Here is a 25584-nt window from a genome sequence, read left to right as displayed (position 1 = left end):
CTACCAGCCCCCTCCCGTAGAGCGGAGCTTGCTCCGCTACCCAGCCCTGCAGCGGAGCAAGCTCCGCTCTACCGGTTTCAGTGGGCGCAGCTGGCGTCGTGCACGTGCCAGTGGTTGAGGCGCAGGTTGACCACGTGCGCGAGCCCGACCAGGGTGCCGCCGATGGTCATGATGATGGCATGTGGCACGGCCGCTTCATGGAACGGCGGATACAGCACGCCCAGCCACAGCGTGGCCAGCCCGACCAGCAGCATGCTCAGCGCGCGGAAGGCACGGTGGCGGCGATAGCCCCAGATCAGGCTGAACAGGCCAAGCACGGTCACGAACAGCACGAAGCCACGCTCGAAACCATCACCCAGCCAGAACGACAGCCCCAGCGATGGAATCGCAGCCAAGAACAGTGGAGTGAGCGCGCAATGCACCGCACAGATCATGGATCCGGTGGCACCCAGGCGATCCAGCAAGCGACGGAAATGGGGGGACATGGGTGAAGTATGACTTCTGGCGGGTGGAAGTGAATGTAATTGGTATATTATAACATTCGAATTCATTCATCCACTCCGGATCGCCCATGCCCCTGATCGCCCCACGTCATCCCCGTCAGACCCTGTTGTTCCTGGCCCTGGGGGTCGCCCTCGGACCAGGCGTCGCGCCAGCCAATGCCGAGCAGGCCACCGCCAGTGCCGGCCCCGCTGCGGAAACCACACCCCACGATCACCAGCCAGTCGACCTGCATGCGGTGGAGGTCCGTTCCAGCCCGCTGCCGTCTACGGTCGACAACCTCACCCGCCCGGTCGCCGTCCTGACCGGCGAGGCGCTGGACAAGGTCAAGGCCAGCTCGATTGGCGAGACGCTCGGCAAGGTCGCCGGTGTGCAGTCGTCCTATTTCGGCCCCGGCGTCGGTCGTCCGATCGTGCGTGGCTTCGATGGCGCCCGCGTGCAGGTGGTCAGCGACGGCCTCGGCACCGGTGACGTCTCCACCGTCAGCGTCGATCACGCGGTCAGCGTGGAGCCGTTCCTGGCCGACCAGATCGAAGTGCTGAAGGGACCAGCGACATTGCTGTATGGCAGCGGCGCCATCGGCGGCGCGGTCAACGTGATCGATGGCCGCATCCCGGAGGCGGCGACCGCTGAGCCGCTGCAGGGGCGTGCCGAGCTGCGCGGCGGTACCGTCAATGACGAGAAGACCGGCATGGTCCGTGTGGACGGCACCTCCGCCGATGGTCATCTGGTATTCCATTTTGATGGCCTGCATCGCGAGACCGGCGATTACGACATCCCCGGCTATGCCGAAAGCGCCACGCTGCGCGCACAGGAAGCCGCGGAACACGAGGAGCACGGCGAACACGAGGAGGAAGGTGAAGAGGCTTACGGGACCCTGCCCAACAGCGCGGTGCGCACTGATGCCGGCGCCTTCGGCCTGTCGTGGGTCGGCGACCGCGGCTTCATCGGCGCCAGCTACAGCATGTTCCATACCCGCTACGGCGTGCCCGGGCACAGCCATGAACATGGCGAGGAAGATCATGATCACGACCCCATCGCCGGTGACGACGATGACCACGAGGAGCACGAGGAAGAAGGCCCGGTCCGCATCGACATGGACCAGCGCCGCAGCGAACTGCGTGCCGGACTCGATGATGCCGGCGTGTTCAGCACCCTGCGCCTGAAAGCCGCGCATACCGAATACACCCATACCGAATACGAAGGCAGCGAAGTCGGCACCGTCTTCAACAACACCGGTGACGAAGCACGCCTGGAAGGGGTGTTCAAGCCGTGGAACGGCTGGAACAACGCGGTGGGCGTGCAATGGGGCAACCGCGATTTCGAGGCCATTGGCGACGAAGCCTTCGTGCCGCCTTCGCAATCCACCGATGCGGGTGTGTTCTGGATCGCCGATCGCCAGTTCGGGCCGGTCAAGCTGGAACTCGGTGCCCGCCATGACCAGAACGAGATCGATGTCGACAACGCCGTCACCGCCGCACCGGATCGCGACTTCGATACCAACAGCCTGTCGGCGTCGATGCGCTGGAGCATCACCGATGATTTCAGCCTGTCGTTCGGCCTGGATCGCGCGCAACGCGCGCCTACCGCCGAAGAGCTGTATTCCAGCGGCCTGCACGTCGCCACCGGCAGTGTCGAAATCGGCCAGCCCAATCTGGATGTTGAAACCGCCAACCGCGCCGAACTTGGCATGCACTGGCATGCCGGCCCGGTGCGCCTGAGCGCTTCGATCTACCACGTCGGCTTCGACGATTTCATCTACCAGGCCGATACCGGCATCGACGATGGCGGCCCGGTGCGTGTCTGGACCCAGGATGACGCCGAATTCAACGGCGCCGAGGCCGAGGTCAACTGGACCATCGCCGATAACAGCAGCGGCAGCTGGGATCTGCGCGTGTTCGGCGACGTCGTGCGTGGCGAACTGAGTGGCAGCGGCAGCCGCGACATCGACGTCGCGGTACCGCATGGCGACCACGACCACGACTACACGGTCGAGCTGCAACGCGGCGGATACCTGCCGCGGATGGCACCTTCACGCCTCGGTGGCGAAATCAACTGGGCGCGTGGCGGCTGGCGTGCCTCGCTGGGCGCGGTGCGCTACGCGGATCAGGATCATGTCGCCGCCAATGAAAGCAGCACCCCCGGTTACACCCTGGTCGACGCCCACCTGGCCTGGCACGTCGACACCAGTAACGGCAATGCGTGGGAAGTGTTTGTCGATGGTAGCAACCTGCTCGACGAGGAGGCCCGCGTGCACACTTCGTTCCTGAAGGAACTGGCGCCATTGCCCGGCCGCGGCGTGGCATTCGGGGTTCGCGCGTTCTTCTGATGGAAGGCCTTGCGCTGCCGTGGATTGTGGCACTGGGAGCTGGATCCACCGCGCTGGTGGATCTGTGGGCCTGGTTGCTTGGCAGGGTCTTTGGCATCGCAACGCTGGACTGGGCGCTGGTCGGCCGATGGATCGGCCACCTTCGCCATGGCCGGCTGCGCCACCGCCGCATCACCGATGCATCGCCGGTTCGTGCCGAGGCCCTGCTGGGCTGGGGCTTCCATTACCTGACCGGCATGGTGCTGGCGGCTGTTTTCCTTTGGATCGTCGGTCCGGGCTGGCGCCTGTCCCCTACCCTGCCGGCCAGTCTCGGCTTTGGCATTGCCACGGTGCTGCTGCCCTTCCTGATCCTGCAGCCTGCGCTCGGTGCGGGGATCGCCTCGCGCCGGACACCACGGCCAGGGGCTGCGCGTCTGCGCAGCCTGCTGACCCACTCGGTATTCGGTCTCGGGCTGTACCTGTCCGCGTGGCTGATGGCACGGCTGTCCGGTTGAGGCCGGCAGACCGGTGTCGATGCCTCAGCGCGACGGTTGGGTGGTCCCAGCCAGACCGGGTTCCGCGACGGCGACGTCATCGGCATAGCGCCACCATGCGCGGGTCGCCTGCGGCTGCTGCATGTCCAACCGTTCGCCCATTTCCGGGGTCGCCAGCAACACCTCATTCTGCCGCGCCAGCGCGGCTATCTTCTCGAACGGGTCATACCAGTCGTGCATGGCCAGATCGAAGGTGCCGTTGTGAACCGGCAGCAGCCACTTGCCACGCAGATCCAGATGCGCCTGCAGGGTCTGCGCCGGCTGCATATGTACGTACGGCCATTGCGGATCGTAGGCACCGGTTTCCATCAGGGTCAGATCAAACGGCCCCAGCTTTTCACCGATGGTCTTGAAACCGTCGAAATAGCCGCTGTCACCGCTGAAGAAAATCTTGAAATCGTCGTCGATGATCGCCCACGAAGCCCACAGTGTCTGGTTGCCATCAAACGGCGTACGCCCGGAAAAATGCTGCGCCGGCGTCGCCAGCAGTCGCAGTCCTTCGATATCGACCTGCTGCCACCAGTCCAGTTGCCGGATCTGCCTGCGCGGCACGCCCCACTCGGCCAACCGGTCGCCGACCCCGAGCGGAGTGACGAACTGCCGGGTCTTGCCTGCCAGTTGCGTGATCGCGTCCTGGTCCAGATGGTCGTAGTGGTCATGCGACAGGATCACCGCCTGCAGCGGCGGCAGATCCTCGATGCTGATCGGCGGTGCATGGAAGCGCTTCGGCCCCATCCACTGCAGCGGTGACGCACGTTCGGAAAACACCGGGTCGGTGAGCCAGAACTGGCCGCGCAACTTCAACAGGACCGTCGAATGGCCAAGCCGGAACAGACTGCGATCCGGTGCCGCCAGCAGATCGGCGCGGGTCAGCGGCTGCAACGGCAACGGCGGGTGCTGTGGCGTCGCATCACGCGGCTTGTGCCACAACATGTTCCAGATGATGCCGAGCATCTTGCCGACGCCATCACGCGGCTGCGGCACTGGATTATGGAATTTGCCGGCATCGGCCTGGTACTGCGGCGAATCCGGATAGGAGCCGGCTATCCGGCGGGCACTGAAGGCGGTGAGCAGAGACACGGCAATTAATCCTGTGAGCAGGCTGTAACGGAAGATCCTTCGGAACGTCATGCGGCACCGTCGGCGATGATGCACACGCATCGGGTAAACTGCACGGTATAGTTTCAGAAGAGAAAAGTACACTCACAGGTGTAATTTTGTTGAACCGGCCATGAACTCCAATCCCGCACCCCGCCGTCAGACCCTCAGCGAACGCAAGCAGGACAGCATCCTGCGCGCGGCTGCCGACGAGTTCCGCCAGGCCGGCTTCGAAGCCACCAGCATGGACCGCATCGCCGCCGCCGCCGGTGTCTCCAAACGCACGGTCTACAACCACTTCCCGAGCAAGGAAGCGCTGTTCGCGGCCGTCCTGCGGCAGCTGTGGAGCCGCGCCGAATCAGCCAGCGACGTGCAGTTCGATGCCAGCCGCCCGCTGGACGGGCAACTGGCCGAATTGCTGGCGGCCAAGCTGGCGCTGCTGCGCGAACCCAGCTTCATTGAGCTGGCAAGGGTCGCCATCGCCGAGAGCATCCACTCACCCGGGCGGGCCAAAGCGATCTTCGAGCGCCTCGGCAATCAGGAAGAAGGATTGTTGAGCTGGGTACGTGCGGCCGCCGCCAGCGGCAAGCTGCGCATCGATGATGCGGAATTTGCCGCCCAGCAGCTGCAGGCGCTGATCAAGGGGTTCGCATTCTGGCCGCAGATCAGCCTCGGCCAGCCTGCACTCAGCAAGGCCAAAGAAAAGCGCTTGATCAGCAGCGCGGTCTCGATGTTCCTGCGCTGCTACGCGGTCGAATAGACGCTCTGGTTCAGGCGCTGGCGCAGCGCGCGCACAGGCCATGCACTTCCAGGGTCTGCGCCTGTGGCTGGAAGCCCAGCGCCTTGGCCCGTGCTTCCAGCTGGCTGACCACTTCCAGATCCTCCAGCTCGACCGCGCTGTGGCATTTGTCGCAGATCAGGAATGGCACCGAGTGTTGTTCGCTGCTGGGGTGATGGCAGGCGACGAACGAGTTGACCGACTCCAGCTTGTGCACGAAGCCATTGGCCATCAGGAAATCCAGCGCGCGATACACCGTTGGCGGCGCATCGGCACCGGCACCCTTGCTGGCGCGGACCATTTCCAGCAGGTCATAGGCCTTGACCGGCTTGCCGGTGCGCGCAATCAGCTCCAGTACGCGGGCGCGGATCGGCGTCAGCCGCAGGCCGCGCTCGTGGCACGCCGCCTCGACCGCGCGCACGAACGCACTGGCGTCGCTGACGTGGTGCTGCGGATCGATGCAGGCGTGCTTGCTGGGCATGCGATGGTTTCTCAGGCGGTCCCGGTTATCTTGATGAGTGCTGCATCAATGCGTTTCAAGGCCTGCTCGCGCCCGGCCAGGTAGACCGTCTGCGAAATATCCGGGCTCACCTGGGTACCGGTGATGGCCACCCGCAGCGGTTGTGCGACCTTGCCCATGCCAATGGCCAGTGCCGAAGCGGCATCGTGCAGCGCCGTCGATACCGATTCAGCCGACCACTCGCCGAGCGCGGCCAGCACCTCACGGGCCTTGGCCAGCGGCGCCTGCGCGGCGGCGGTGAAGTGCTTGGCCACCGCGGCCTCGTCGTAATGCTCCAGCGGCAAATACCAGACCGCCGCACGTTCAGCCATCTCCTTCAGCGTCTGCACCCGGTCCCGCAGCGCTATCACCACGTCGGCCGGTTGCGGGCCGTGGCTGACATCCAGCCCCAGTTTTTCCAGTTGCCACTGTAGTTGCGGGGCGATGCTGGCCGGGTCATCGCTCTTCAGGTAATGCTGGTTGACCCAGCCCAGCTTGGCCATGTCCAGGCGGGCGGCCTTGGAATTGACGTTCTCGACCGAAAACAGATCGATCAGTTCCTGCCGCGAGAACAGTTCCTGATCGCCATGCGACCAGCCCAGCCGGGCCAGGTAATTGATCAGCGCATGCGGCAGATAGCCGGCGTCGCGATACTGGTTGACGTCGGCGGCGCCAGTGCGCTTGGACAGTTTGGCGCCCTGTTCGTCCAGGATCAGCGGCATGTGCGAAAACAGCGGCACCGCTGCGCCCAGCGCCTGGTAGATGTTGATCTGGCGCGGGGTGTTGTTGATGTGATCGTCGCCGCGGATGACGTCGGTAATACCCATGTCCATGTCATCGACCACCACCGCGAAGTTGTAGGTCGGGTAGCCATCCGGACGGAAGATGACCATGTCATCCAGCTCGCTGTTGCTGATTTCGATGCGGCCCTTGATCCGATCCTCGAACACCACGCTGCCCTGCAGCGGGTTCTTGAAGCGGATCACCCGGTTGGGGTCGTCACGGCGCGGCAGTTCGAGATCGCGCGCCGCTCCGTTGTAGCGCGGCTTCTCCTGCCTGGCCATCGCCGCTTCGCGCATCGCGTCCAGCTCTTCCCGGCTTTCGTAGGCGTAATAGGCCTTGCCCTGCGCCAGCAGCTGCTCGGCCACTTCCTGGTAACGCGACAGGCGCTGGGTCTGGTAGATCGGGCCTTGGTCGTAATCCAGTCCCAGCCAGTCCATCGCTTCGAGGATGGCGTCAATCGCGGCCTGGGTGCTGCGTTCGCGGTCGGTGTCTTCGATGCGCAGGATGAACTCGCCGCCGCGATGGCGCGCCTCCAGCCAGCAGTACAACGCGGTACGGGCGCCGCCGATGTGCAGGTAACCGGTGGGGCTGGGGGCAAAGCGGGTGCGGCAGGTCATGGACGGCTCGAGCGGGTACGGACTGGAAGAGCCTGATTTTACCGGACCCTGACCACGGCTGCCGGGCGGCCTACAATGGCGCCATGACTACGTTATTCATCTCGGATCTGCACCTGGATGCCAGCCGTCCGCAAATCACCGCGCTGTTCATCGGCTTTCTTGAAGGCGAGGCACGTCGCGCCGATGCGTTGTACATCCTCGGCGACCTGTTCGAAGCCTGGGTCGGTGACGACGATCCGTCGGAGCTCGGCGCCAGCGTCGCCCAGGCGCTGCACGCGGTCGCCAGTGCCGGCGTGCCGCTGTATTTCATCCATGGCAATCGCGACTTCCTGCTCGGCGGCCGGTTCGCCGACCGTTGCGGCATGCGCCTCCTGCCGGATCCGGCGGTCATCAACCTGTATGGCAAACCCGTATTGCTGGGCCACGGCGACCTGTTGTGCAGCGACGATCTCGCCTATCAGGCGTTCCGCGCGCAGACCCGCAACCCGGACTGGCAGCAGCAGTTCCTGGCCCAGCCATTGCCAGCAAGGTTGGCGTTCGCGGCGCAGGCACGCGCGGCCAGCGCTGCCCACCAGGGCGGCATGAAGCAGACCGATCAGGCGCAGTTCGAAACCGTCACCGACGTGACCCCGGCAACGGTGCGCGCCACCTTCCAGCGCTACGGCGTCGACACGATGATCCACGGCCATACCCATCGACCGGCGGTACATGCGCTGGATGTCGATGGCCGCGCCTGCACCCGGGTGGTGCTGGGTGACTGGTACCAGCAAGGCTCGGTGCTGCGGGTCGACGCGCAGGGCATGCATTTGCAGGCACTGGCCTGAACCCTGCCGGCCGCTGCATCCGCTCGCGTAGAGCGGAGTTGTGCTTGCATCCCATTCTCGGGACTCCGCTGGAGAAAATATCGTGTGGCAGTCATACGGACGTTGACTGCTCGCAGCGGATCCAGCTCCGCTCTACCGGGGTGGCGCCAGTTGTTGCAGCGCCAGCAGTTCATCCTCGTCGAAGCCAGCCAGCAACCGTGCTTCGATGTTGAACGGGCCAGCCAGATAACCGCTGGCGTATTCGCGCAGCAGTTCACGGAAGCGCTGCCGCGAATCGACGCCGTCGCGCTCGCAGTACCAGTGGAACCAGCGCGACCCCGCGGCCACGTGGGCGACTTCCTCACGCAGGATGACCTCAAGGATATCGGCGGTGGCGTCATCGCCGAGCGCGCGCAGCTTGTTGATCATCGCCGGGGTGACATCCAGTCCACGCGCTTCCAGCACCCGCGGCACCAGCGCCATCCGCGCCATGCCGTCGTGCGCGGTTTTCTCGGTCATTTCCCACAGCCCGTTATGGGCGTCGAAGTCGCCGTAATCAAAACCCAGTGCGCGCAGGCGGTCTCGCAACAACACGAAGTGCCGTGATTCGTCGTTGGCCACGCCGACCCAGTCGCGATAGAACGACGCCGGCAGGCCACGGAAGCGATAGACCGCGTCCCAGGCCAGATCGATGGCGTTCAACTCGATATGGGCAATGGCGTGGATGAAGGCGGCGCGGCCCTCGATGCTGCCCAACCCACGCTTGGACACCTGGCGTGGATGCACCAGTTTCGGCAGCGCTGGCCGGCCCGGCATGCGGATCGGCCGTGGCGGTGCCTCATCAGCGTTGATGACCAGCGCACCGGCATCGAACAATGCCGCGTAGCGCTGGGTCAGCGCGACCTTGTCCGCCGGGTCCGCGGCCTGCAGGCAGGCATCGGCGGCGGCGAACAGCGACTCGGTTGCCGGCACGGCGAACGACGGATCAGGCCGCACCCGCTCAGGAGACGCGGCGCTGCTTGGCTTCGTCCGAACGCAACTGCTGGATGCGCTCGAAATAACCGGCTTCGGTACCGGTGATGTATTCACCGTTGAAGCACGACGAATCGAAGCGGGTCAGGCTTTCATTGCCTTCACGCACCGCGGCCTCGAGATCTTCCAGGTCCTGGTAGATCAACCAGTCGCAACCGAGCTGCTTTTCGATGTCCTCGACGCTGCGGTCGTGGGCAATCAGCTCGTCGACCGCCGGCATGTCGATGCCGTAGATGTTGGGATGGCGCACCGGCGGTGCCGCCGATGCCAGGTAGACCTTGCGCGCACCGGCGTCGCGGGCCATCTGCACGATCTGCTTGGAAGTGGTGCCGCGGACAATCGAATCATCGACCAGCAACACCACACGGTTGCGGAATTCCAGGTGGATCGGATTGAGCTTGCGGCGCACCGACTTCACCCGCTCACCCTGCCCCGGCATGATGAAGGTGCGGCCGACGTAGCGGTTCTTGATGAAACCTTCGCGGTACTTGACCCCCAGCACGTTGGAAATCTCCAGCGCCGCGTCACGCGAGGTATCCGGAATCGGGATGATGGTGTCGATGTCGTGGTCCGGGCGCAGGCGCAGGATCTTCTCGCCCAGCTTGATGCCCATGCGCATCCGCGCCTTGTGCACCGAGACGTTGTCGATCATCGAGTCGGGACGGGCGAAATACACGTATTCGAAGATGCACGGCGCGTGTTCGCGCGGCGCGGCGACGATCTCGCTGAACAGTTCACCGCGGGCAGTAATCACCAGCGCCTCGCCCGGGCGCACGTCGCGGACCCGCTGGAAGCCGAGGATGTCGAGCGCGGCCGATTCCGAAGCGACGATGTATTCGATGCCTTCGTTGTGTTCACGCTTGCCCAGCACCAGCGGACGGATCCCGTTCGGATCGCGGAATGCCACCAGGCCCAGGCCCAGCACCACGCTGACCACGGCGTAGCCGCCTTCACAGCGGCGATAGACGCCGGCCACGGCGCGGATTGCCGATTCCGGGCTCAGCGTCCGCTGGGTATCCAGTTCGTGGGCGAACACGTTCAACAGCACTTCGCTGTCGGATTCGGTATTCACATTACGCCGGTCCTGCGCGAACACTTCCTGGCGCAGTGCCTCGGTGTTGATCAGGTTGCCGTTGTGGGCCAGGGCAATACCGTACGGCGAATTGACGTAGAACGGTTGCGCCTCGTCCATGCCTTCCGAGCCGGCGGTCGGATAGCGGCAATGGGCGATGCCCACGCGTCCATCCAGCACGCTCATGGTCTTTGGATTGAACACATCGCGGACCAGGCCATTGCCCTTCTGCACGCGCAGGCGGGTGCCGTCGGCGGTAGCGATGCCCGCGGCATCCTGGCCACGATGCTGCAGGACGGTCAGCCCGTCATAAAGCTGCCCGGCAACGTCTTGGTTGCCCACAATGCCGACAATACCGCACATGATTCGCGTACTCCGCTAGGACTGTTGCGACCGGGGCCGTGCCTGGCCGCCTGCATCGATATTGGCCGGATCCGACGGGTCCGGCCTGGCTTCCACCGGATCCTGTCCGGTGTTTTCAATATTGTCCGGGAGCGCGCCCGGCATCGGCAGCGCGTTGCCTGGCAACAGCGCCGGACGCTCCCGGCTGTCCCGCGGCGGCAGGCCACCGGGGAGCAACGCGGACAAATCCTGAAGACCGACATTATCGCCGCTCGTCACGCCGTTGCGAAGCGATTCCAGCGAATCAGGCAGTTCCACGCCTGGAACCTGCGGCAGGCTGGGCTGCCATTCAGGCAGTTGCGCGCGCATCCAGCCGGCACCGGGCTCGAACACCGGCAGCAGCAGCGACTGGCGCCAGGCCAGCTCCCTGGTCAGCGGGGTGAACCCGGCCACCAGCACTACCAGGCAGGCAATCAATGCGCCGCGCAGCACGCCGAGCACGAATCCGAACAACCGGTCCACGCCGCCGAGGTGGGTCGCCCGCACTGCCGACTTCACCAACATGCCGACCACATGGACCGCGATCAAGGTGCCGATGAACACCACCAGGTAGCCACCAAACAGGTGCGTGGCTGACGGATCCGGGCTGCCCATCATGTGTGCGGCATCGGATCCGAAGCGGAAGCTGGCCCAGGCCGCCAGCAACCAGGCGGTTATCGAGACCACGATGCCGACGAACCCGCGCATCAGCCCCAGCAGCGCCGATACCACCACGATGGCCAGCAGGATCAGATCAATCATCAGTCATTGCCGGCTGGCGCGGGCAGTGCGATGCATCACGGATGCGAACGCACCATGCCATTGACGCCCAGCTTGGCCGCGACCCTGGCTTTCAGCGCCTCGGCATCACTGCGGCTGGCCACCGGCCCGACCTTGACCCGGCTCAACGTGCCCTTGTCGGTGTTGACCTGTTCGACGAACGCGCTGAAGCCGGCACCCCGTGCCTTGTCACGCAGCGCATTGGCATCGGCCACCTTGGAGAAGGCTCCCAACTGAACCGCGAAACCAACATCGGCAGCCGCCGCCGCGGCGGGCGCCGGTTCGGGTTTGGCTGCTGCGGGTTTGGCTGCTGCTGGCTTCGCTTCCGCAGGCTTCGGAGCTGCTGGCTTGGGTGCTTCCGGCTTGGGTGCTGCCGTCGCGGTAGCGGTGCTGGCCGCGGGCGCCGGTTTGGCCGGCTCCGGCGGCAGTTGTTCGGTACGGATGGTGGCGGCGTCCGGCGACGACGCCGGCACGGCGGCCGGGGCACTGCTGGCCTGCGGCTTAGGCGCATCCAAGGCAATCACCTTGGCATTGACGTCGCTGCGGATCTTGACCGCGCTGAGGCGTGCGGATTCGGCGCTGGCCTGATCCGGGAACGGCCCGATACGCACCCGGTACGCCGGCTTGCCGTTGATGGTCGCCGCTTCCTTGTAGGCGTTGAGTTTTTCGCGGCGGACGCTGGCGATCACGGTGTCGGCATCGTCGCTGCTGGCGTAGGCGCCAAAAGTGACTGCATATTCGCCACCGGCGGCGGCCGGCTGGATGCCGTTGCCGGCCGGTGCCGGGGTGGTGTCGCTCTGGCTGGCCGGCGTGTTGGCCATGCCAACCGCGCCGTTGCCGGGGGTCGCGCCAGGCGTCACCAGCGGCAGCTCGCGGGTTTCATAATCACCTTTGGGCGCGTCAGGCATGTCCAGCGGAACGTCGGAAACTCCGCTGTCCGGTGCCGGGCCCTTGATCAGCATGGGCAGGAAAATCACCGCCAGTGCAATCAGCACCACCGCACCAATCAGACGCTGCTTCAGAGACGTATCCATTCAATTCCCGCGAAACGTTCGGCAAAAATGCTGCGGCAATTATACGGGCAGCGCCCGGGGCTATCCGTCATTGGCCTGAATGCAGGACCAGCAAGGCTTCGGCGACGGTATGGAAAGAACCCAGCACCAGGATGCCATCACCGGTGCCGGCCCGGCGGCGGAGCGCCGCCAGTGCTTCGGCGACGCTGGCATGCTGTTCGGCATCTCCGGCGGCGGTGCCGGCCAGGCGTGTGGCCAATGCCTGCGCCGACTGGCCGCGCGGCTGGCCCGGCAGCAACCCCGCCAGTTGCCAATCCAGCGCGATGCCGTCGAACGCCTCGACCACGCCAGCAGCGTCCTTGTCGGCCAGCACCGCCAGCAATACATGCCAGCGTCGCGGTGACTGCTGGCGCAACCAGCGCGCGAGCTCGCCCGCGGCCTGCGGGTTGTGGCCGACATCGAGCACGATATCGACGCCATCGCGCTGCAGCGCCTGCAGGCGGCCGGCAATCCGCGCCGTGGCCACGCCATCGGCAAACGCATGCGCATCGATGTCCAGCGGCAGCGCATGCAGCGCAGCGATGGCGGTGGCGGCATTGGCCAGTTGCACCGGTGCCGCCAACATCGGATACGGCAGGGTCAACTCGCTGCCGACTTCGCGCCAGCGCCAGTGCTGGCTGTCGATACGCTCATGGAAAAAATCATTGCCCTGCTGGATGACGCCGGCGCCAATCTGATACGCGTGCGCCAACACGCTGGACGGTGCATCGACTTCGCCCAGCACCAGCGGCTTCCAGGCGCGGGCGATGCCGGCCTTCTCGCGGCCGATGGATTCGCGATCCGGGCCCAGCCAGTCGACATGATCGATATCGACAGTGGTGATCACCGCCACGTCCGGATCAACCAGATTGACCGCATCCAAGCGCCCGCCCAGGCCGATTTCGAGCACCGCCAGATCCAGCGGCTGCCGGGCGAACAACCACAGCGCGGCCAGGGTGCCGAATTCGAAATAGGTCAGCGCGGTGTCGCCACGCGCGGCTTCGACCGCTTCGAAAGCCTGCACCAGCGCGTGATCATCGACCTCCTCGCCATCCATCCGTACACGCTCGTTGTAGCGCAGCAGATGCGGTGAGGTGTAGCTGCCGACGCGGTAGCCGGCGGCGCGGGCGATGGCTTCGATGAAGGCGACCGTCGAGCCCTTGCCGTTGGTGCCGGCAACGCTGATGACGTGGTTGGCCGGTCGCGGCAGCTGCAGCGCGTCGGCGACCTGGCGCACGCGCTCGAGCCCCATCTCGATGTCGCGCGGATGCTGGCCTTCGATGTACGCCAGCCACTCGGAAAGCGTGCGCGCCATCTTCAGCTCACAGCGCGCGGTGCTTGGCTTCGCCGAAGAACGGGGTGTGGTGGGCGCAGTCATTCAGGCGCACCACTTCCAGGCTGTCGACCGTCGCACCTTCCAGCAGGTTGAGGGTGGTCGGTGCCTGCCGGAACGACCACAGCCGGCCCAGTGGCAGGCCCATGATCCTGCACAGCAGGACCCGGTTGACCGCGTCGTGGGCGACCACCAGCAAGGTGTCGTCGTCGCCCAGGCCTTCGCTGGCGCGGACCAGCCCCTGCCAGGAGCGCTGCAGCACTTGGCGCAGTGATTCGCCGCCCGGCATCAGCACCGTGTCCGGTTCCTCACGCCAGGCATTCAGGCGCACCGGGTCCTTGTCATGGATTTCGCTGGCCAGCAGGCCTTCCCATTCGCCGTGGGCGATTTCCTGCAGGTCGATGTCGCTGCCCAGCATCCCGGCGCGGCTTTCGCCCAGTGCCAGCCGTGCGGTGTGCTGCGCGCGCGACAGCGGCGACGCCACCGCGCGGGTGATGGTCAGGTCCTGCAGCCGTTTGCCCAGTGCCGCGGCCTGCGCTTCGCCAATCGGGGACAGCGGGATGTCGATCTGGCCCTGGTAACGGCCTTCAGCATTCCATGGCGTTTCGCCATGACGGGCAAGCAGGATGCGCATGCGGGGGAATCCAGTGTGGGGAATGGAAAGTGACGCAGGACAGAACGACACGGAGGCGCATCATACTGCCTCCGTGCCGCCGCGACCGCCTGCTGCTACGGACCGGGGTGCCGCGCTCAGGGCGCGGCGACGTCCATTTCCTTCAGCAACTGCGGTGCCGGGTAGACCTCCTGCATGATCCAGCGCAGGTAGCGGCCATCGACCGCAATCATCCGGGTCAGCTTGGGATCGAACACCCAGTTGGAGCTCACCGATTCCCAGTTGCCGTCGAAGGCCAGGCCGACCAGCTTGCCCTGCGCATCAAGCACCGGCGAACCGGAGTTGCCGCCGGTGATATCGAGGTCGGACAGGAAGTTGACCGGCACCGAGCCGATCCGCGCATCCTCCAGGCCGCCGTAACGCTTGACCTTGGCCGCATCAAGCAGCGCCTTGGGCGAGTCGAACGGATCCTTGCCGGTTTCCTTGGCGACCACGCCTTCGAGGGTGGTGAACGGGGTGTACTGCATGCCGTCCTTCGGCGCGTAACCCATGACGTTGCCGAAGGTGATGCGCAGCGACAGGTTGGCATCCGGGTAGACGAACTCGCCCTGGCTCTTCTTGTAATCGGCCAGCGCCTGCAGATAGGTCGGCCGCGCCAGCAGCGACTGGCCTTCGCGGACCTTACGCTCCTGTTCCAGCTTCAACAGGGTCGGCATGACCGCGACCGCGTACTGGATGGCGGGATCCTCGCTGGCCTCGAACGCAGCGCGATCGGCCTGCATCCACTTCAGGCGGGTATCGGTGTCGCCCAGTCCGGTCCTGGCCAGCCGGTCCAGGGCGCGCTGCACGGCCTTGGCGTCATTGCCGCCCAGCCAGCTGTCGACCGCGGCCACCCGCTGATCGGCGGGCAACTGCAGGTACTGGTTCAGCCAGTAAGCCTGCAACTGGCGATCCATGGCCGGCACGTAGCGGCGCTCCATCTGCTTCATCGCGCCTTCGATGCCAGGCAGGTCGCGATCCTGGTAGCCGGATTCGCGTTCGGCATCGGGCTTGCCGCGTTCGATAGCCAACCGGTACAGCTCGGTGGCGGCATTGACGACCGAGGTGCGGTCGAACATGCGCATCACCAGATCGCGCTCACGGGTGGCCTGCGCCTGCTGGTTCAACGCCACCAGTTGCTGGTGGGCCTGCAACGCGGCCTGGCCCTGCTGCCCCTGCGAACGCAGCCAGGCCAGCACGGCGTCTTCCTCGGCATGCTTCTGGCCGGCAGCATCGATGCGCTGGAAGCCTTCCAGCTGGCCCTCATAGTTCTTGCTGGTGTTGTTGAGGCCGGCCATGGTGCTGGCGTACTTGACCTTGATGTCCGGGTCTTTCTCGCCGGCCGCGGCAATCAGGTCGATCATCGCCTGGTAATGCCTGGCAATGGTTGGATAGGTCCAGCTGGCGGTGCTGTCGAACTCACCGGCCAGCGCGTAGCGGTTGGTCGAACCCGGATAACCGGCGACCATCACGAAATCGCCGGCACCCAGCGGCTTGTCGGCGAATTTCAGCCAATGCCTGGGCTGGTACGGCACGTTGTCTTTGGAATACGCCGCCGGCTTGCCGTTCTTGTCCACATAGGCACGGTAGAACGAGAAGTCACCGGTATGCCGTGGCCACATCCAGTTGTCGATGTCGCCACCAAACTTGCCGACGCTGCCCGGCGGTGCATAGGCCAGGCGCACGTCCTTGATTTCCAGGTTGCGGAACAGGCGATAGCTGTTGCCGCCGGAGAAGCTGTACAGGCGGCAGCGGAAACCGGCTTCGGCTTCGCAATCGGCCACCAGTTTCTTCTCGAACGCTTCCAAAGCCTGGGTGCGTGCCAGCGGATCGTCGCCGGCACCGGCAATCGCCGCCCTGGCCTGCGCGGTGACGTCCTGGATGTCATCCAGCACGTAGACGCGCGCATTCGGGCCGGCACTGAGTTCATCGGCCGGGGTCGGCGCATTGAAGCCGTTGACGATGAGATTGTTGTCGGCGGTCGAATTGAGCTGGATCGCACCATACGCACAGTGATGGTTGGTCACCACCAGGCCCTGCGGCGAGACAAAACTGGCGGTGCAGCCTCCCAGCGCCACCACCGCGCCCATCGGGTCACCCTTCAGATCGGACAGCTGCTGCGCGGACAGCTTCAACCCGGCTTTCTTGAGCGGGCCGGCGATTTCCGGCAGTTGTTGCGGAACCCACATGCCCTCGCCGGCGTGGGCGGCATGGGAAGTGGTGGCGGCAGCCATGGCAATCGAAGCAGCAAGCAGGGTAAGGCGCATCGTTCAGTCCGGCAGTGGTCGAGCCCCGATTGTAACGAAACCTTCACGGCCGCTGCGGGGCCTGTCGGTCATGGCATCCTCATCGGCGCCCTGACCGCCCCGCGTATAATTCGCGCCTTGTTCCGACGGGTCAGAGGCCCTGTGCATGCCAAACACCATGAAAGCGCTGGTCAAACGTGAAGCCGGCAAGGGCATCTGGATGGAGGACGTGGCCATTCCCTCCCCCGGCCCCAACGAGGTCCTGATCAAACTGGAAAAGACCGCGATCTGCGGCACCGACCTGCACATCTACCTGTGGGACGAGTGGAGTCAGCGCACGATCACCCCCGGCCTGACGATTGGCCATGAGTTCGTCGGCCGCATCGCCGAGCTCGGTTCGGCGGTCACCGGCTACCAGGTCGGCCAGCGGGTCTCCGCCGAGGGCCACATCGTCTGCGGCCACTGCCGTAACTGCCGCGGCGGCCGCCCGCACCTGTGCCCCAATACGGTCGGCATCGGCGTCAACATCAACGGCGCTTTTGCCGAGTACATGGTGATGCCGGCCTCCAACCTGTGGCCTATTCCCGACCAGATTCCCAGCGAGCTGGCCGCGTTCTTCGATCCCTACGGCAATGCCGCCCATTGCGCGCTTGAATTCGACGTGGTCGGCGAGGACGTGCTGATCACCGGCGCCGGTCCGATCGGGATCATCGCCGCCGGCATCTGCAAGCACATCGGTGCGCGCAACGTGGTGGTCACCGACGTCAACGACTTCCGCCTCAAGCTGGCTGCCGACATGGGCGCCACGCGCGTGGTCAACGTGTCCAACACCTCGCTCAAGGACGTGATGAGCGACCTGCACATGGAAGGCTTCGACGTCGGTCTGGAAATGAGCGGCAACCCGCGTGCCTTCAACGACATGCTCGATTGCATGTACCACGGCGGCAAGATCGCCATGCTCGGAATCATGCCGCGCGGCGCCGGTGCCGACTGGGACAAGATCATATTCAAGGGCCTGACCATCCACGGCATCTACGGCCGCAAGATGTACGAGACCTGGTACAAGATGACCCAGCTGGTGCTGTCCGGTTTCCCGCTGGGCAAGGTCTTGACCCACCAGATGCACATCGACGACTTCCAGAAAGGCTTCGACCTGATGGAAGAAGGCAAGGCCGGCAAGGTCGTGCTGAGCTGGAACTGACAGGGATCGATTGCCGATGAAAAAGGGCGCCTTGCGGCGCCCTTTTTTTTTGCTGCTGTTGTGGCCTTGGCTTACATGCCGACGCTGGCGCTGAGCACGAAACGGTCATCGGCGATATCGCCATAGGCATCGCGGCCGTCGCCGTCAGTGCCGATATAGGCGGCGGTCACCGTCAGCGGGCCGAAGCTCTTGCCCAGGGCGACCGACCAGTCCATGTAGTCGCGGCCGACCTCACCGTCCTCGAACTCGCTCTTGCCCGCGCTGAGGTCCAGCGAGATGTCGGCCGGCAACGGGAAGCTGGCGCCGACGGCGTAGTACCAGCCATCAGTATCGGAATTGAACACGTCATCGGTGTAGCCGACGGTGACCGAGTAGTTTTCCCAGAAGCTGGTCTTGGCGATGAACTCCCAGTAGTTGGACTTGCCGGCATCGGGATAGTTGTAGCGGTTGGCCATGATGTCGAAATTGACCACGTCACCGAAGTCGGTGTTGTAGCCGATGAAGGTATCAAGTTCGTAGTTCGGATCACCCGGTCCGAAATCGACATTGGAGCCCCACACGCCCGCATACATGCCAAACGGCGCGGTGTAGGTGGCGCCGGCCTGGAACGCCGGGCCTTCGTCGGTCTGCGACAGGCCGCGGAATACGTAATCGGTGGTGGCGCCCAGCGACCAGCTGATCGGGGAGCTGGCTTCGGCTTCGGCCTCTGCTTCGGCATCCTGGGCCAGGGTGGCAAACGGCAAGACCAGCAACAACGAAGCAACTAGCGCGGCACGACGGTTGACTGACTTCATCCTGATTCTCCTGCTCGACATGGGGTGGTATTTCGGCAGCGGCCGGCCTGTGGTGGACAGGACAAGCGCCAGGTCACGGATTCACGGTTTTTTAACCGTCTTGATATTGCGATGCAACAAACGTGTGAGTCAAGTCCCGGCCATCGGCTGGCGCCTGGCCTGTCCGACCGGTCATGCCCGGGCCTGCCGGGGACCGCCGGCCGCGCGCCGCGACCTCTGCACCGCCGCCCGTTAAACTGTCTTTTTTTCGCAAGGCCGTGCCGATGTCGGAATCCTCCAACGCAGTTACCCCCGCTCACTCGCTGACCCGGCACTACGCCGCCGAACTGGATGCCATCCGCGAGGCCGGCCTGTTCAAGTCCGAACGCATCATCACCAGCCCGCAGTCGGCCGAAATCACCCTCGCGGACGGTCGCACGGTGCTCAATTTCTGCGCCAACAACTACCTCGGCCTGGCCGATCACCCGGACATCATCGCCGCCGCCAAGGATGCCCTGGACAGTCATGGCTTCGGCATGGCCAGCGTGCGCTTCATCTGCGGCACCCAGGACCTGCACAAGCAACTGGAGCGGACCATTGCCGATTTCTTCGGCAAGCAGGACACCATCCTGTACGCGGCCTGCTTCGATGCCAATGGCGGCCTGTTCGAACCGCTGCTGGGCGAGAACGATGCAATCATCTCCGACGCACTCAATCACGCCTCGATCATCGATGGCGTGCGCCTGTGCAAGGCCAAACGATTCCGCTACGCCAACTGCGACATGGCGGATCTGGAAGCGCAGTTGCAGGCCGCCGATGCCGCTGGCTGCAAGACCAAGCTGATCACCACCGACGGCGTGTTCTCGATGGATGGGTTCATCGCACCATTGGATGAAATCACCGCGCTAGCGAAGAAGTACGGCGCGCTGGTGCATATCGACGAATGCCACGCCACCGGTTTCCTTGGCGAACACGGCAAGGGCTCGGCTGAGGTCAAGGGCGTGCTGGACAGGATCGACATCATCACCGGCACTCTGGGCAAGGCGATGGGCGGCGCGCTGGGCGGGTTCACCACCGCCAGCAGCGAGGTCATCGAGTTGCTGCGCCAGCGCTCGCGCCCGTACCTGTTCTCCAATTCACTGCCACCACACGTGGTCGCGGCCGGCATCAAGGCCTTCGAGATGCTGTCGCAGGCCGGCCACCTGCGCAGGCAACTGCAGGAAAACACCGCCTACTTCCGTGAGCGGATGACCGCCGCCGGGTTCGACATCAAGCCGGGCGTGCACCCGATTTCACCGGTGATGCTGTACGACGCGCCGCTGGCGCAGAAGTTCGCCGAGCGCCTGCTGGAAGAAGGCATCTACGCAATCGGTTTCTTCTTCCCGGTGGTGCCCAAGCAGCAGGCACGCATCCGCACCCAGATCAGCGCCGCCCACAGCCGCGAGCAACTGGACCGCGCCATTGATGCGTTCATTCGCATCGGCAAGGAACTGGGTGTGCTGAAAGGCTGAGCCCCGCGCCGGCGCCGCGCTGCGCCGGTGTCAGTCCAGCGGCGCCAGGCTGGCGGCTTCATCGCTGCCCAGCAGGCGCCACTGGCCTTTGGCCAGATCGCCAAGCTGCAATGGCCCGATCGCCACCCGCAGCAATCGCAACACGCCGATGTCGAAGGCAGCGAGCAAGCGCCGGATCTGCCGGTTGCGACCTTCATCCAGCATCACTTCCAGCCACGCGTTTTTGCCGCCAGCGCGCAACAGGCGCACCGAGTGCGCCGCCAGGTGCTGGCCTTCGCACGCCACGCCGGTTTCCAGCATCGCCAGCAATGGCGGCGGCGGAATGCAGTCGATCTGCACATGGTAGGTTTTCAGCGGACCACTGCCCGGCGAAGTGATGCGGGCGGCCCACTGCGGGTCATTGCTGAAAAGCAGCAGGCCTTCGCTGGCCTTGTCCAGCCGACCGACCGGCGCCAGCCACGGCAGGCCTGCATCATCCAGGCAGCGGTACACGGTGTCCCTGCCCTGTTCGTCGCGGGTACTGGTGACCAGTCCACGTGGCTTGTTGAGCATCAGGAAGATCCGCTCGACGCGGTCGCTTCCGGCGTGGCCGTCGACCTCGACCCGCTGGCGCTCGCGCTGCACCGGAAACTCGGGATCCCGCACCACCTTGCCGTCGACACGGACCCGGCCTTCGGCAATCCAGCGCGCGGCTTCGCTGCGCGAACACAGACCCTGCTTGGACAACACGCGGGCCAGCCCATGTCGAGGCGCGGCGGGAAGACGACGATTCACTGGGCCTGCTCGATGCCTGTCTGCAAACGGATCACGGGCGCCGCGTCAGCGAGCGCCCAGTGCTGTCCTGCACGACCACGCGGCCCGCGGACGCGGGCCGGCGGCAATCATTCCTTGGTGTCAGCCGGCGGGGTTGCCGCGGGAGCCGCGGCCGGTGCGTCGGCGGCGGCGGGTGCCGCGACCGGCGCGATCGCAGCGGCAGGTTTGGCGGCGCCCTTGGCCACGCGCACGCCGCGCGACTTCATCCAGGCGTCGAATTCCTCGGCGGTCATCCGCTTGCCGTTCTGGCTCATGTCGAAGCGCCAGGGCGTGTTGTCGAATTCGGTCTTCGGCTTGTAGGCCGCCGCATCATTGGCGTTGACCGCCGGCACCGCCGGCAATGCGGCCTGGTTCTGGCATTTGGCCAGCTGGATGCGTGCCAGCACCCGGTCCACGGTCTGGGCTTCTCCCAGGCCCTGCGACAACACCCCGCTGGGCGCGCCGAGCTGGGTCACGGTGGCGCTGAATTCATCGGACACCGGAGACAGCACGGTCGGTTTGCTGGTTGACGGCTGCGAAGCGACCAGTGCGGTGCAGTCGGCGGCGGCATGGGCGGCGGGAATCGCGGCAAGACTGATCAGGCTTGCGAAGAGAATGCGTTGCATCGGGCGGTTCCTGCGTCGGTCGATATAGCGCCGAAGTGTAAGAAGCCGGCGTCACGATGGCAAGGAAAGCGGCCGCATCTGGCCGCTGCATTGCCGGCAATGCGAAATCGCGCCGCATTCATCTGCCGGCGCATGCGCCGACTGCCCGCAGGTGGAAACAGATTTTCCGATCCGCGCAGAAAAACAAAGCCCGGCACTGGGCCGGGCTTTGTGCATTGCTTGAAGCGTCCGATTAGTTCTGGACGTTCAGTTCCGTACGACGGTTCTTGGCACGGCCTTCGGCGGTGTCGTTGGTGTCGATCGGACGGCTTTCGCCGTAACCGTTCGGACCGACCAGACGCGAAGCGTCCACGCCGTTGGAGGTCAGGTAGTCGTACACGGCCGAAGCGCGGCGTTCCGAGAGGCCCTGGTTGTAGGCATCGGTACCGACGGAGTCGGTGTGACCGGCGACTTCAACCTTCAGGTCGGGGTAGCGCTTCAGGATTTCGGTGGCTTCGCTCAGGATCGCAACCGCGTCAGGACGCAGGGTCGACTTGTCGAAGTCGAAGTTGACGCCCTTCAGGTCGATGGCGACCGGGACCGGGCAGCCGTCCGGACCGATGGTCTGGCCAGCCTGCGAATCCGGGCACTTGTCGTCACAGTTGTTGACGCCGTCACCGTCGTCATCCATGTCGGCGCAGCTGGCAACCGGTGCCGGCGGCGGAGCGGCCATCGGTTCCGGACCCAGCGGGATCACGACGCCGATCGAGGCCAGCAGGTCGGCGAAGTCGTCGCCGTCGTCAATCGAACCGTCATACGACGGGCCAATGGCGTTGTCGTCGAAGTCGATGCGGTAGGCCAGTTCGGTACGGACCTTCACGCGGCCGACGTCGGCCTGCAGACCACCACCGAGCTTGACGGCGAAGGTACCGTCTTCACGATTGCCCGGGGAGTCCGGGTTCGGGAAGTTGTCGTACTCTTCTTCGACCTGCTGGTAGCCCAGGCCTGCGAGCAGGTACGGGTGCCAGGAGTCGTTGCTCAGCCAGAAGTGGCGACGCAGATCGAACGAGATGCCGTACTGGCTCCAGTTCAAGTTGCTGTTGCTTTCGAAATCCGGATTCTGATAGTTCAGTTCACCGTCGATCGACCAGTTCGGGCTGACCATCTTGCCCAGACCCAGGGTGGCGAACGGTGCATCTTCGGTATTGCGATCATTGTCCTGGATGTTGATGCCAGCGGAACCAGTCAGGTACCAACGGTCATCAAAATCCTGTGCGGAGGCGGCTTGCGCCAGACCCAGACCGCCAACCAGCGCGGCACAAAGAAGTTTCTTGTTCATTGCAGCTCCTTGTAAAAATTCAGTTGTGTGAAAAACCGAAGTATCTCGACTTGCAGGTTCCAGCTTTCCAATTTCTTCTTATCCAGACGACGCTAGCCGCATGTCATCCTGAACAGATTATGCTGAAGCAGGTGAAGACAGTGTTAACGTTACCATAACAAGTCCGCCCGTGCCGGCAGCCGGGACTGCCCTATTCAGTTTGGCGGTCAACCTTCCACCCGGTAAAGATCCATGAATTCGCTGACCGGCAGCGCGTCGAGTTTCGCCGGCTCGGCCGCCAGCGCCATGATGCGATCCACCTGTGTCGACGGCAAGTGAGCGCGCAAAGCGGCCTCGCACTTGGCCATCAGCACCGGGATGCCCTCGGCACGACGCTTGCGGTGGCCAATCGGGTAATCGATGGATACCTGCTCGGTCTTGCTGCCGTCCTTGAAGAAGATCTGCACCGAATTGCCGATATACCGTTTGTCGGGATCGAAGTAGTCGGCGGTGAATTGCGGGTTTTCCTTGACCTCCATCAGCCCGCGCAGGGCATCGATGCGCGGATCGGCGGCCACTTCGTCGCTGTAGTCGGCGGCGGTCAGGCGGCCGAAGATCAGCGGCACGGCGACCATGTACTGCAGGCAGTGGTCGCGGTCGGCGTAGTTGGCCAGCGGCCCGGTCTTGTCGATGATGCGCACGCCGGCTTCCTGGGTGTGGATGACCACCTTCTCGATCTGGTCGATGCGGTCCTTGACCTGGTCGTGCAGCTGCAGCGCGCATTCGACCGCGGTCTGGGCATGGAACTCGGCCGGGAAGCTGATCTTGAACAGCACGTTTTCCATCACGTAGCTGGTAAACGGACGTTCGAACTGGAACGGCTTGCCGTTGAAGGCGATGTCGTAGAACCCCCAGGTCGGCACCGACAGCGCGCTCGGGTAGCCGACCTCGCCATTGACCGCATTCAATGCGTGGGTGACCGCACGCCGGCAGGCATCACCGGCCGCCCAGCTCTTGCGCGGACCGGTGTTCGGCGCGTGCCGGTAGGTGCGCAGCACGCCGTTGTCGATCCAGCTGTGCGACACCGCGTTGATGATCTGCTGCTTGCCACCACCGAGCATCTGCGTGGCCACCGCGGTCGAAGCCAGCCGGACCAGGATCACGTGGTCCAGACCGACCCGGTTGAACGAGTTCAGCAGCGCATACCCGCCCTGGATTTCGTGCGCCTTGATCGCCGCGGTCAGCACATCACGCACGGTCATCGCCTGGCCACCTTCGCGCTGCGCCTTGCGGCCCAGGTAATCGGCGACCGACAGGATGGTGCCGAGGTTGTCGGACGGATGGCCCCATTCGGCGGCCAGCCAGGTGTCATTGAAATCCAGCCAGCGGATCTGCGCACCGATCGCGAACGCGCCCTGCACCGGATCCAGTTCGTGGCTGGTACCCGGAATACGCACGCCACCGGCCATGCCGGCGCCGGGCACGACCGGGCCCAGGTGCTTGACGCAATCCGGGAACTTCATCGCCAGCATCGCGCAGGCGAGCGAGTCCAGCAGCATGTAGCGCGCGGTGTCGTAGGCTTCCTGCGACTCAATCTGGTAGTCCACCACGTAATCGGCGATGTCGACCATCGGCTGGTCGGGGTCGGGACGGACGGTGGAACGGATATCGTGATGGCTCATGGCGCACTCATGGGGAAAGAAACCCGCCCATTTTGCCAGACCAATGGCAGTCCACGCCAAGGTTGACGAGCGGTCGTCCTTTCCGGGTCGTCTGGCTCGCGAGCTGCGAACGGGTGGCGTTCGCCCGGCTGTGGCGCGTCCGTCCCCGGCCCCGGACGCGCTGGCGGCGGCCTGCCGCAGGCAAGCACGCCGGGCTCAGCGCTTGCCGGCCTGCAGCGTCCGTTCCCATGGTGGATCATCGGCGAACGCATCCACCAGCATGTCGACGAATGCGGTCACCCGTGGCGGCACCAGCCGCCGCTGCGGCATCACCGCACTGATGCTGGTGGTGGCTGGCGGATAGTCGGGCAGCACCACTTGCAGGCGGCCGGCGCGCAGATCCTCGGCCACATGCCAGACCGAATGCACGGCGATGCCCTCGCCGGCCACCGCGGCATCGCGCAGCAGTTCGCCGAAGTTGCTTTCCAAGCGCCCGTGCACGCGCACCGAGTGGCTGCGGCCATCGGCGTCCAGCAACTGCCAGCTGTCCTGCCGGCCCTGGCTGCCAAACAACTGCAGGCAATCGTGAGCGGCCAGATCCTGCGGCGTGCGTGGCTGGCCACGGCGACGCAGGTAGTCCGGCGATGCGCACAACACCCGTCGGTTGGGGGCGATGCTGCGGGCGACCAGCGCCGAGTCCTGCAGCGCGCCGATGCGGATCGCCAGATCGAAACCTTCGCTGACCAGATCGACGACCTGGTCGGTCAGGTGCACGCTCAGCCGGACCTGCGGATAGCGGGCCAGGAACGCCGGCAGCAGCGGCGATACGTGCTGGCGCCCGAAGCTTGCCGACAGGGTCACCCGCAGGTTGCCGGCCACTTCGCTGGCGTCATGGCGCAGGCCGCTGGCCAGTGCTTCCAGTTCTTCGACCGGGCCGCGGCCGCGCTCGGCCAGCGCCTCGCCCTCGGCGGTCACGTGCAGGCGGCGGGTGGTGCGGTGGAACAGGCGCACGCCGAGCGCGCGTTCCAGCCGCTTGAGCCGTTGGCTGGCGACCGCGACCGACACGTCGAGGCTGCGTGCGGCGGCGCTGATCGAGCCTTGGTCGAGCACGGCCAGGAACAGCCGGATGTCGTCCAGATGTTGCATCTATATTCAATATTCTGTTGAAAGTCATTGTCGATTTACCCGGTTTTTGCCGGAATGGGAAGTGCCTAAGCTGCGCGCTTCCCTGATG

At 64.9% G+C, this 25584-nt stretch carries 23 protein-coding genes; 6 read left to right on the top strand and 17 right to left on the bottom strand.

Translation table 11 applies throughout. From position 1 onward, the window contains the following. Positions 1–77: 77 nt before the first annotated feature. A complete protein-coding gene (locus ABB29_RS14185) occupies positions 78–485 on the bottom strand; it encodes a MerC domain-containing protein (protein WP_057660197.1) in 408 nt (135 codons plus the stop codon). Positions 486–571: 86 nt separating this feature from the next. Between ABB29_RS14185 and ABB29_RS14180 the strand changes: the two genes are divergently transcribed. Then, the gene (locus ABB29_RS14180) at positions 572–2830 is read left to right on the top strand and encodes a TonB-dependent receptor (RefSeq protein ID WP_057660196.1); all 2259 of its coding nucleotides are present in this window, start codon (positions 572–574) and stop codon (positions 2828–2830) included. Beyond that, positions 2830–3324, top strand: a complete 495-nt coding sequence (locus ABB29_RS14175; RefSeq protein WP_057660195.1) for a DUF2938 family protein — start codon at positions 2830–2832, stop codon at positions 3322–3324. The genes ABB29_RS14180 and ABB29_RS14175 overlap by 1 nt, the downstream gene beginning before the upstream one ends. Before the next feature lie 24 nt (positions 3325–3348). Here the strand turns inward: ABB29_RS14175 and ABB29_RS14170 are convergent, their stop codons facing one another. Then, positions 3349–4494, bottom strand: a complete 1146-nt coding sequence (locus tag ABB29_RS14170; protein ID WP_057660194.1) for an MBL fold metallo-hydrolase — start codon at positions 4492–4494, stop codon at positions 3349–3351. A gap of 100 nt (positions 4495–4594) precedes the next feature. Here ABB29_RS14170 and ABB29_RS14165 point away from each other — a divergent pair, with 100 nt between their 5' ends. Beyond that, positions 4595–5221 carry a TetR/AcrR family transcriptional regulator gene (locus tag ABB29_RS14165; RefSeq protein ID WP_057660193.1) on the top strand — a complete coding sequence of 209 codons (627 nt, stop codon included), beginning with the start codon at positions 4595–4597 and terminating at the stop codon, positions 5219–5221. 10 nt (positions 5222–5231) lie between these two features. On the opposite strand, the gene ABB29_RS14160 is transcribed toward ABB29_RS14165, so the two are convergent. Then, a complete protein-coding gene (locus ABB29_RS14160) occupies positions 5232–5720 on the bottom strand; it encodes a Fur family transcriptional regulator (protein ID WP_057660191.1) in 489 nt (162 codons plus the stop codon). Positions 5721–5731: 11 nt separating this feature from the next. After that, positions 5732–7138, bottom strand: a complete 1407-nt coding sequence (gltX, locus tag ABB29_RS14155; protein ID WP_057660189.1) for a glutamate--tRNA ligase — start codon at positions 7136–7138, stop codon at positions 5732–5734. Between the two features lie 83 nt (positions 7139–7221). On the opposite strand from gltX, the gene lpxH reads away from it, so the two are divergent. Next, positions 7222–7962, top strand: coding sequence for a UDP-2,3-diacylglucosamine diphosphatase (gene lpxH / locus ABB29_RS14150; protein ID WP_057660188.1), 741 nt, complete (start codon positions 7222–7224; stop codon positions 7960–7962). Positions 7963–8094: 132 nt separating this feature from the next. On the opposite strand, the gene ABB29_RS14145 is transcribed toward lpxH, so the two are convergent. From ABB29_RS14145 to ABB29_RS14115, 7 genes are all read right to left on the bottom strand, one after another. Then, positions 8095–8937: a ferritin-like domain-containing protein gene (locus ABB29_RS14145; protein ID WP_057660186.1), complete on the bottom strand. Its 843-nt coding sequence runs from the start codon at positions 8935–8937 to the stop codon at positions 8095–8097. Positions 8938–8941: 4 nt separating this feature from the next. Next, complete coding sequence (purF, locus tag ABB29_RS14140) at positions 8942–10408, bottom strand: amidophosphoribosyltransferase (RefSeq protein ID WP_057660184.1); 1467 nt, start codon at positions 10406–10408, stop codon at positions 8942–8944. Between the two features lie 15 nt (positions 10409–10423). Continuing rightward, positions 10424–11188, bottom strand: coding sequence for a CvpA family protein (locus tag ABB29_RS14135; RefSeq protein ID WP_057660183.1), 765 nt, complete (start codon positions 11186–11188; stop codon positions 10424–10426). A 35-nt stretch (positions 11189–11223) separates the two neighbouring features. After that, complete coding sequence (locus ABB29_RS14130; protein WP_057660178.1) at positions 11224–12240, bottom strand: SPOR domain-containing protein; 1017 nt, start codon at positions 12238–12240, stop codon at positions 11224–11226. Positions 12241–12307: 67 nt separating this feature from the next. After that, a complete protein-coding gene (folC, locus tag ABB29_RS14125) occupies positions 12308–13573 on the bottom strand; it encodes a bifunctional tetrahydrofolate synthase/dihydrofolate synthase (protein ID WP_057660177.1) in 1266 nt (421 codons plus the stop codon). Positions 13574–13580: 7 nt separating this feature from the next. Further along, positions 13581–14225, bottom strand: coding sequence for a histidine phosphatase family protein (locus tag ABB29_RS14120; protein WP_057660175.1), 645 nt, complete (start codon positions 14223–14225; stop codon positions 13581–13583). Positions 14226–14341: 116 nt separating this feature from the next. Next, positions 14342–16510, bottom strand: a complete 2169-nt coding sequence (locus tag ABB29_RS14115) for a S46 family peptidase (protein WP_057660173.1) — start codon at positions 16508–16510, stop codon at positions 14342–14344. Positions 16511–16655: 145 nt separating this feature from the next. Here ABB29_RS14115 and tdh point away from each other — a divergent pair, with 145 nt between their 5' ends. Beyond that, complete coding sequence (gene tdh, locus ABB29_RS14110) at positions 16656–17690, top strand: L-threonine 3-dehydrogenase (protein WP_211260752.1); 1035 nt, start codon at positions 16656–16658, stop codon at positions 17688–17690. 71 nt (positions 17691–17761) lie between these two features. Here tdh and ABB29_RS14105 read toward each other — a convergent pair whose 3' ends face one another. Further along, the gene (locus ABB29_RS14105) at positions 17762–18484 is read right to left on the bottom strand and encodes a TorF family putative porin (protein WP_057660170.1); all 723 of its coding nucleotides are present in this window, start codon (positions 18482–18484) and stop codon (positions 17762–17764) included. A 263-nt stretch (positions 18485–18747) separates the two neighbouring features. Between ABB29_RS14105 and kbl the strand changes: the two genes are divergently transcribed. After that, entirely contained in the window at positions 18748–19974 is a 1227-nt protein-coding gene (gene kbl, locus ABB29_RS14100) for a glycine C-acetyltransferase (protein ID WP_057660165.1), read from the top strand. A 30-nt stretch (positions 19975–20004) separates the two neighbouring features. On the opposite strand, the gene ABB29_RS14095 is transcribed toward kbl, so the two are convergent. From ABB29_RS14095 to ABB29_RS14075, 5 genes are all read right to left on the bottom strand, one after another. Continuing rightward, positions 20005–20748 (bottom strand): pseudouridine synthase, encoded by a 744-nt coding sequence (locus ABB29_RS14095; protein WP_083487931.1) that lies wholly within the window; start codon positions 20746–20748, stop codon positions 20005–20007. A 107-nt stretch (positions 20749–20855) separates the two neighbouring features. After that, positions 20856–21392 (bottom strand): hypothetical protein, encoded by a 537-nt coding sequence (locus ABB29_RS14090; protein WP_057660160.1) that lies wholly within the window; start codon positions 21390–21392, stop codon positions 20856–20858. Between the two features lie 232 nt (positions 21393–21624). Further along, a complete protein-coding gene (locus ABB29_RS14085) occupies positions 21625–22710 on the bottom strand; it encodes an OmpA family protein (protein WP_057660159.1) in 1086 nt (361 codons plus the stop codon). 206 nt (positions 22711–22916) lie between these two features. Continuing rightward, a complete protein-coding gene (locus ABB29_RS14080) occupies positions 22917–24371 on the bottom strand; it encodes a bifunctional 2-methylcitrate dehydratase/aconitate hydratase (protein ID WP_057660158.1) in 1455 nt (484 codons plus the stop codon). 195 nt (positions 24372–24566) lie between these two features. Continuing rightward, positions 24567–25496, bottom strand: coding sequence for a LysR family transcriptional regulator (locus ABB29_RS14075; RefSeq protein WP_057660154.1), 930 nt, complete (start codon positions 25494–25496; stop codon positions 24567–24569). Positions 25497–25584: the final 88 nt, after the last annotated feature.

It is taken from the genome of Pseudoxanthomonas dokdonensis (assembly GCF_001431405.1).
Lineage (GTDB): Bacteria > Pseudomonadota > Gammaproteobacteria > Xanthomonadales > Xanthomonadaceae > Pseudoxanthomonas_A > Pseudoxanthomonas_A dokdonensis.
Note: the sequence above shows the minus strand (reverse complement) of the source record. Positions and strands in the feature narration are given on the sequence as shown.

Bases quoted from the DNA above. Each gene is read 5' to 3' on its own strand.
- ABB29_RS14185 (WP_057660197.1), bottom strand. From the start codon at position 485: ATGTCCCCCCATTTCCGTCGCTTGCTGGATCGCCTGGGTGCCACCGGA.
- ABB29_RS14180 (WP_057660196.1), top strand. From the start codon at position 572: ATGCCCCTGATCGCCCCACGTCATCCCCGTCAGACCCTGTTGTTCCTG.
- ABB29_RS14175 (WP_057660195.1), top strand. From the start codon at position 2,830: ATGGAAGGCCTTGCGCTGCCGTGGATTGTGGCACTGGGAGCTGGATCC.
- ABB29_RS14170 (WP_057660194.1), bottom strand. From the start codon at position 4,494: ATGACGTTCCGAAGGATCTTCCGTTACAGCCTGCTCACAGGATTAATT.
- ABB29_RS14165 (WP_057660193.1), top strand. From the start codon at position 4,595: ATGAACTCCAATCCCGCACCCCGCCGTCAGACCCTCAGCGAACGCAAG.
- ABB29_RS14160 (WP_057660191.1), bottom strand. From the start codon at position 5,720: ATGCCCAGCAAGCACGCCTGCATCGATCCGCAGCACCACGTCAGCGAC.
- gltX (WP_057660189.1), bottom strand. From the start codon at position 7,138: ATGACCTGCCGCACCCGCTTTGCCCCCAGCCCCACCGGTTACCTGCAC.
- lpxH (WP_057660188.1), top strand. From the start codon at position 7,222: ATGACTACGTTATTCATCTCGGATCTGCACCTGGATGCCAGCCGTCCG.
- purF (WP_057660184.1), bottom strand. From the start codon at position 10,408: ATGTGCGGTATTGTCGGCATTGTGGGCAACCAAGACGTTGCCGGGCAG.
- ABB29_RS14135 (WP_057660183.1), bottom strand. From the start codon at position 11,188: ATGATTGATCTGATCCTGCTGGCCATCGTGGTGGTATCGGCGCTGCTG.
- ABB29_RS14130 (WP_057660178.1), bottom strand. From the start codon at position 12,240: ATGGATACGTCTCTGAAGCAGCGTCTGATTGGTGCGGTGGTGCTGATT.
- folC (WP_057660177.1), bottom strand. From the start codon at position 13,573: ATGGCGCGCACGCTTTCCGAGTGGCTGGCGTACATCGAAGGCCAGCAT.
- ABB29_RS14120 (WP_057660175.1), bottom strand. From the start codon at position 14,225: ATGCGCATCCTGCTTGCCCGTCATGGCGAAACGCCATGGAATGCTGAA.
- ABB29_RS14115 (WP_057660173.1), bottom strand. From the start codon at position 16,510: ATGCGCCTTACCCTGCTTGCTGCTTCGATTGCCATGGCTGCCGCCACC.
- tdh (WP_211260752.1), top strand. From the start codon at position 16,656: ATGCCAAACACCATGAAAGCGCTGGTCAAACGTGAAGCCGGCAAGGGC.
- ABB29_RS14105 (WP_057660170.1), bottom strand. From the start codon at position 18,484: ATGAAGTCAGTCAACCGTCGTGCCGCGCTAGTTGCTTCGTTGTTGCTG.
- kbl (WP_057660165.1), top strand. From the start codon at position 18,748: ATGTCGGAATCCTCCAACGCAGTTACCCCCGCTCACTCGCTGACCCGG.
- ABB29_RS14090 (WP_057660160.1), bottom strand. From the start codon at position 21,392: ATGCAACGCATTCTCTTCGCAAGCCTGATCAGTCTTGCCGCGATTCCC.
- ABB29_RS14085 (WP_057660159.1), bottom strand. From the start codon at position 22,710: ATGAACAAGAAACTTCTTTGTGCCGCGCTGGTTGGCGGTCTGGGTCTG.
- ABB29_RS14080 (WP_057660158.1), bottom strand. From the start codon at position 24,371: ATGAGCCATCACGATATCCGTTCCACCGTCCGTCCCGACCCCGACCAG.
- ABB29_RS14075 (WP_057660154.1), bottom strand. From the start codon at position 25,496: ATGCAACATCTGGACGACATCCGGCTGTTCCTGGCCGTGCTCGACCAA.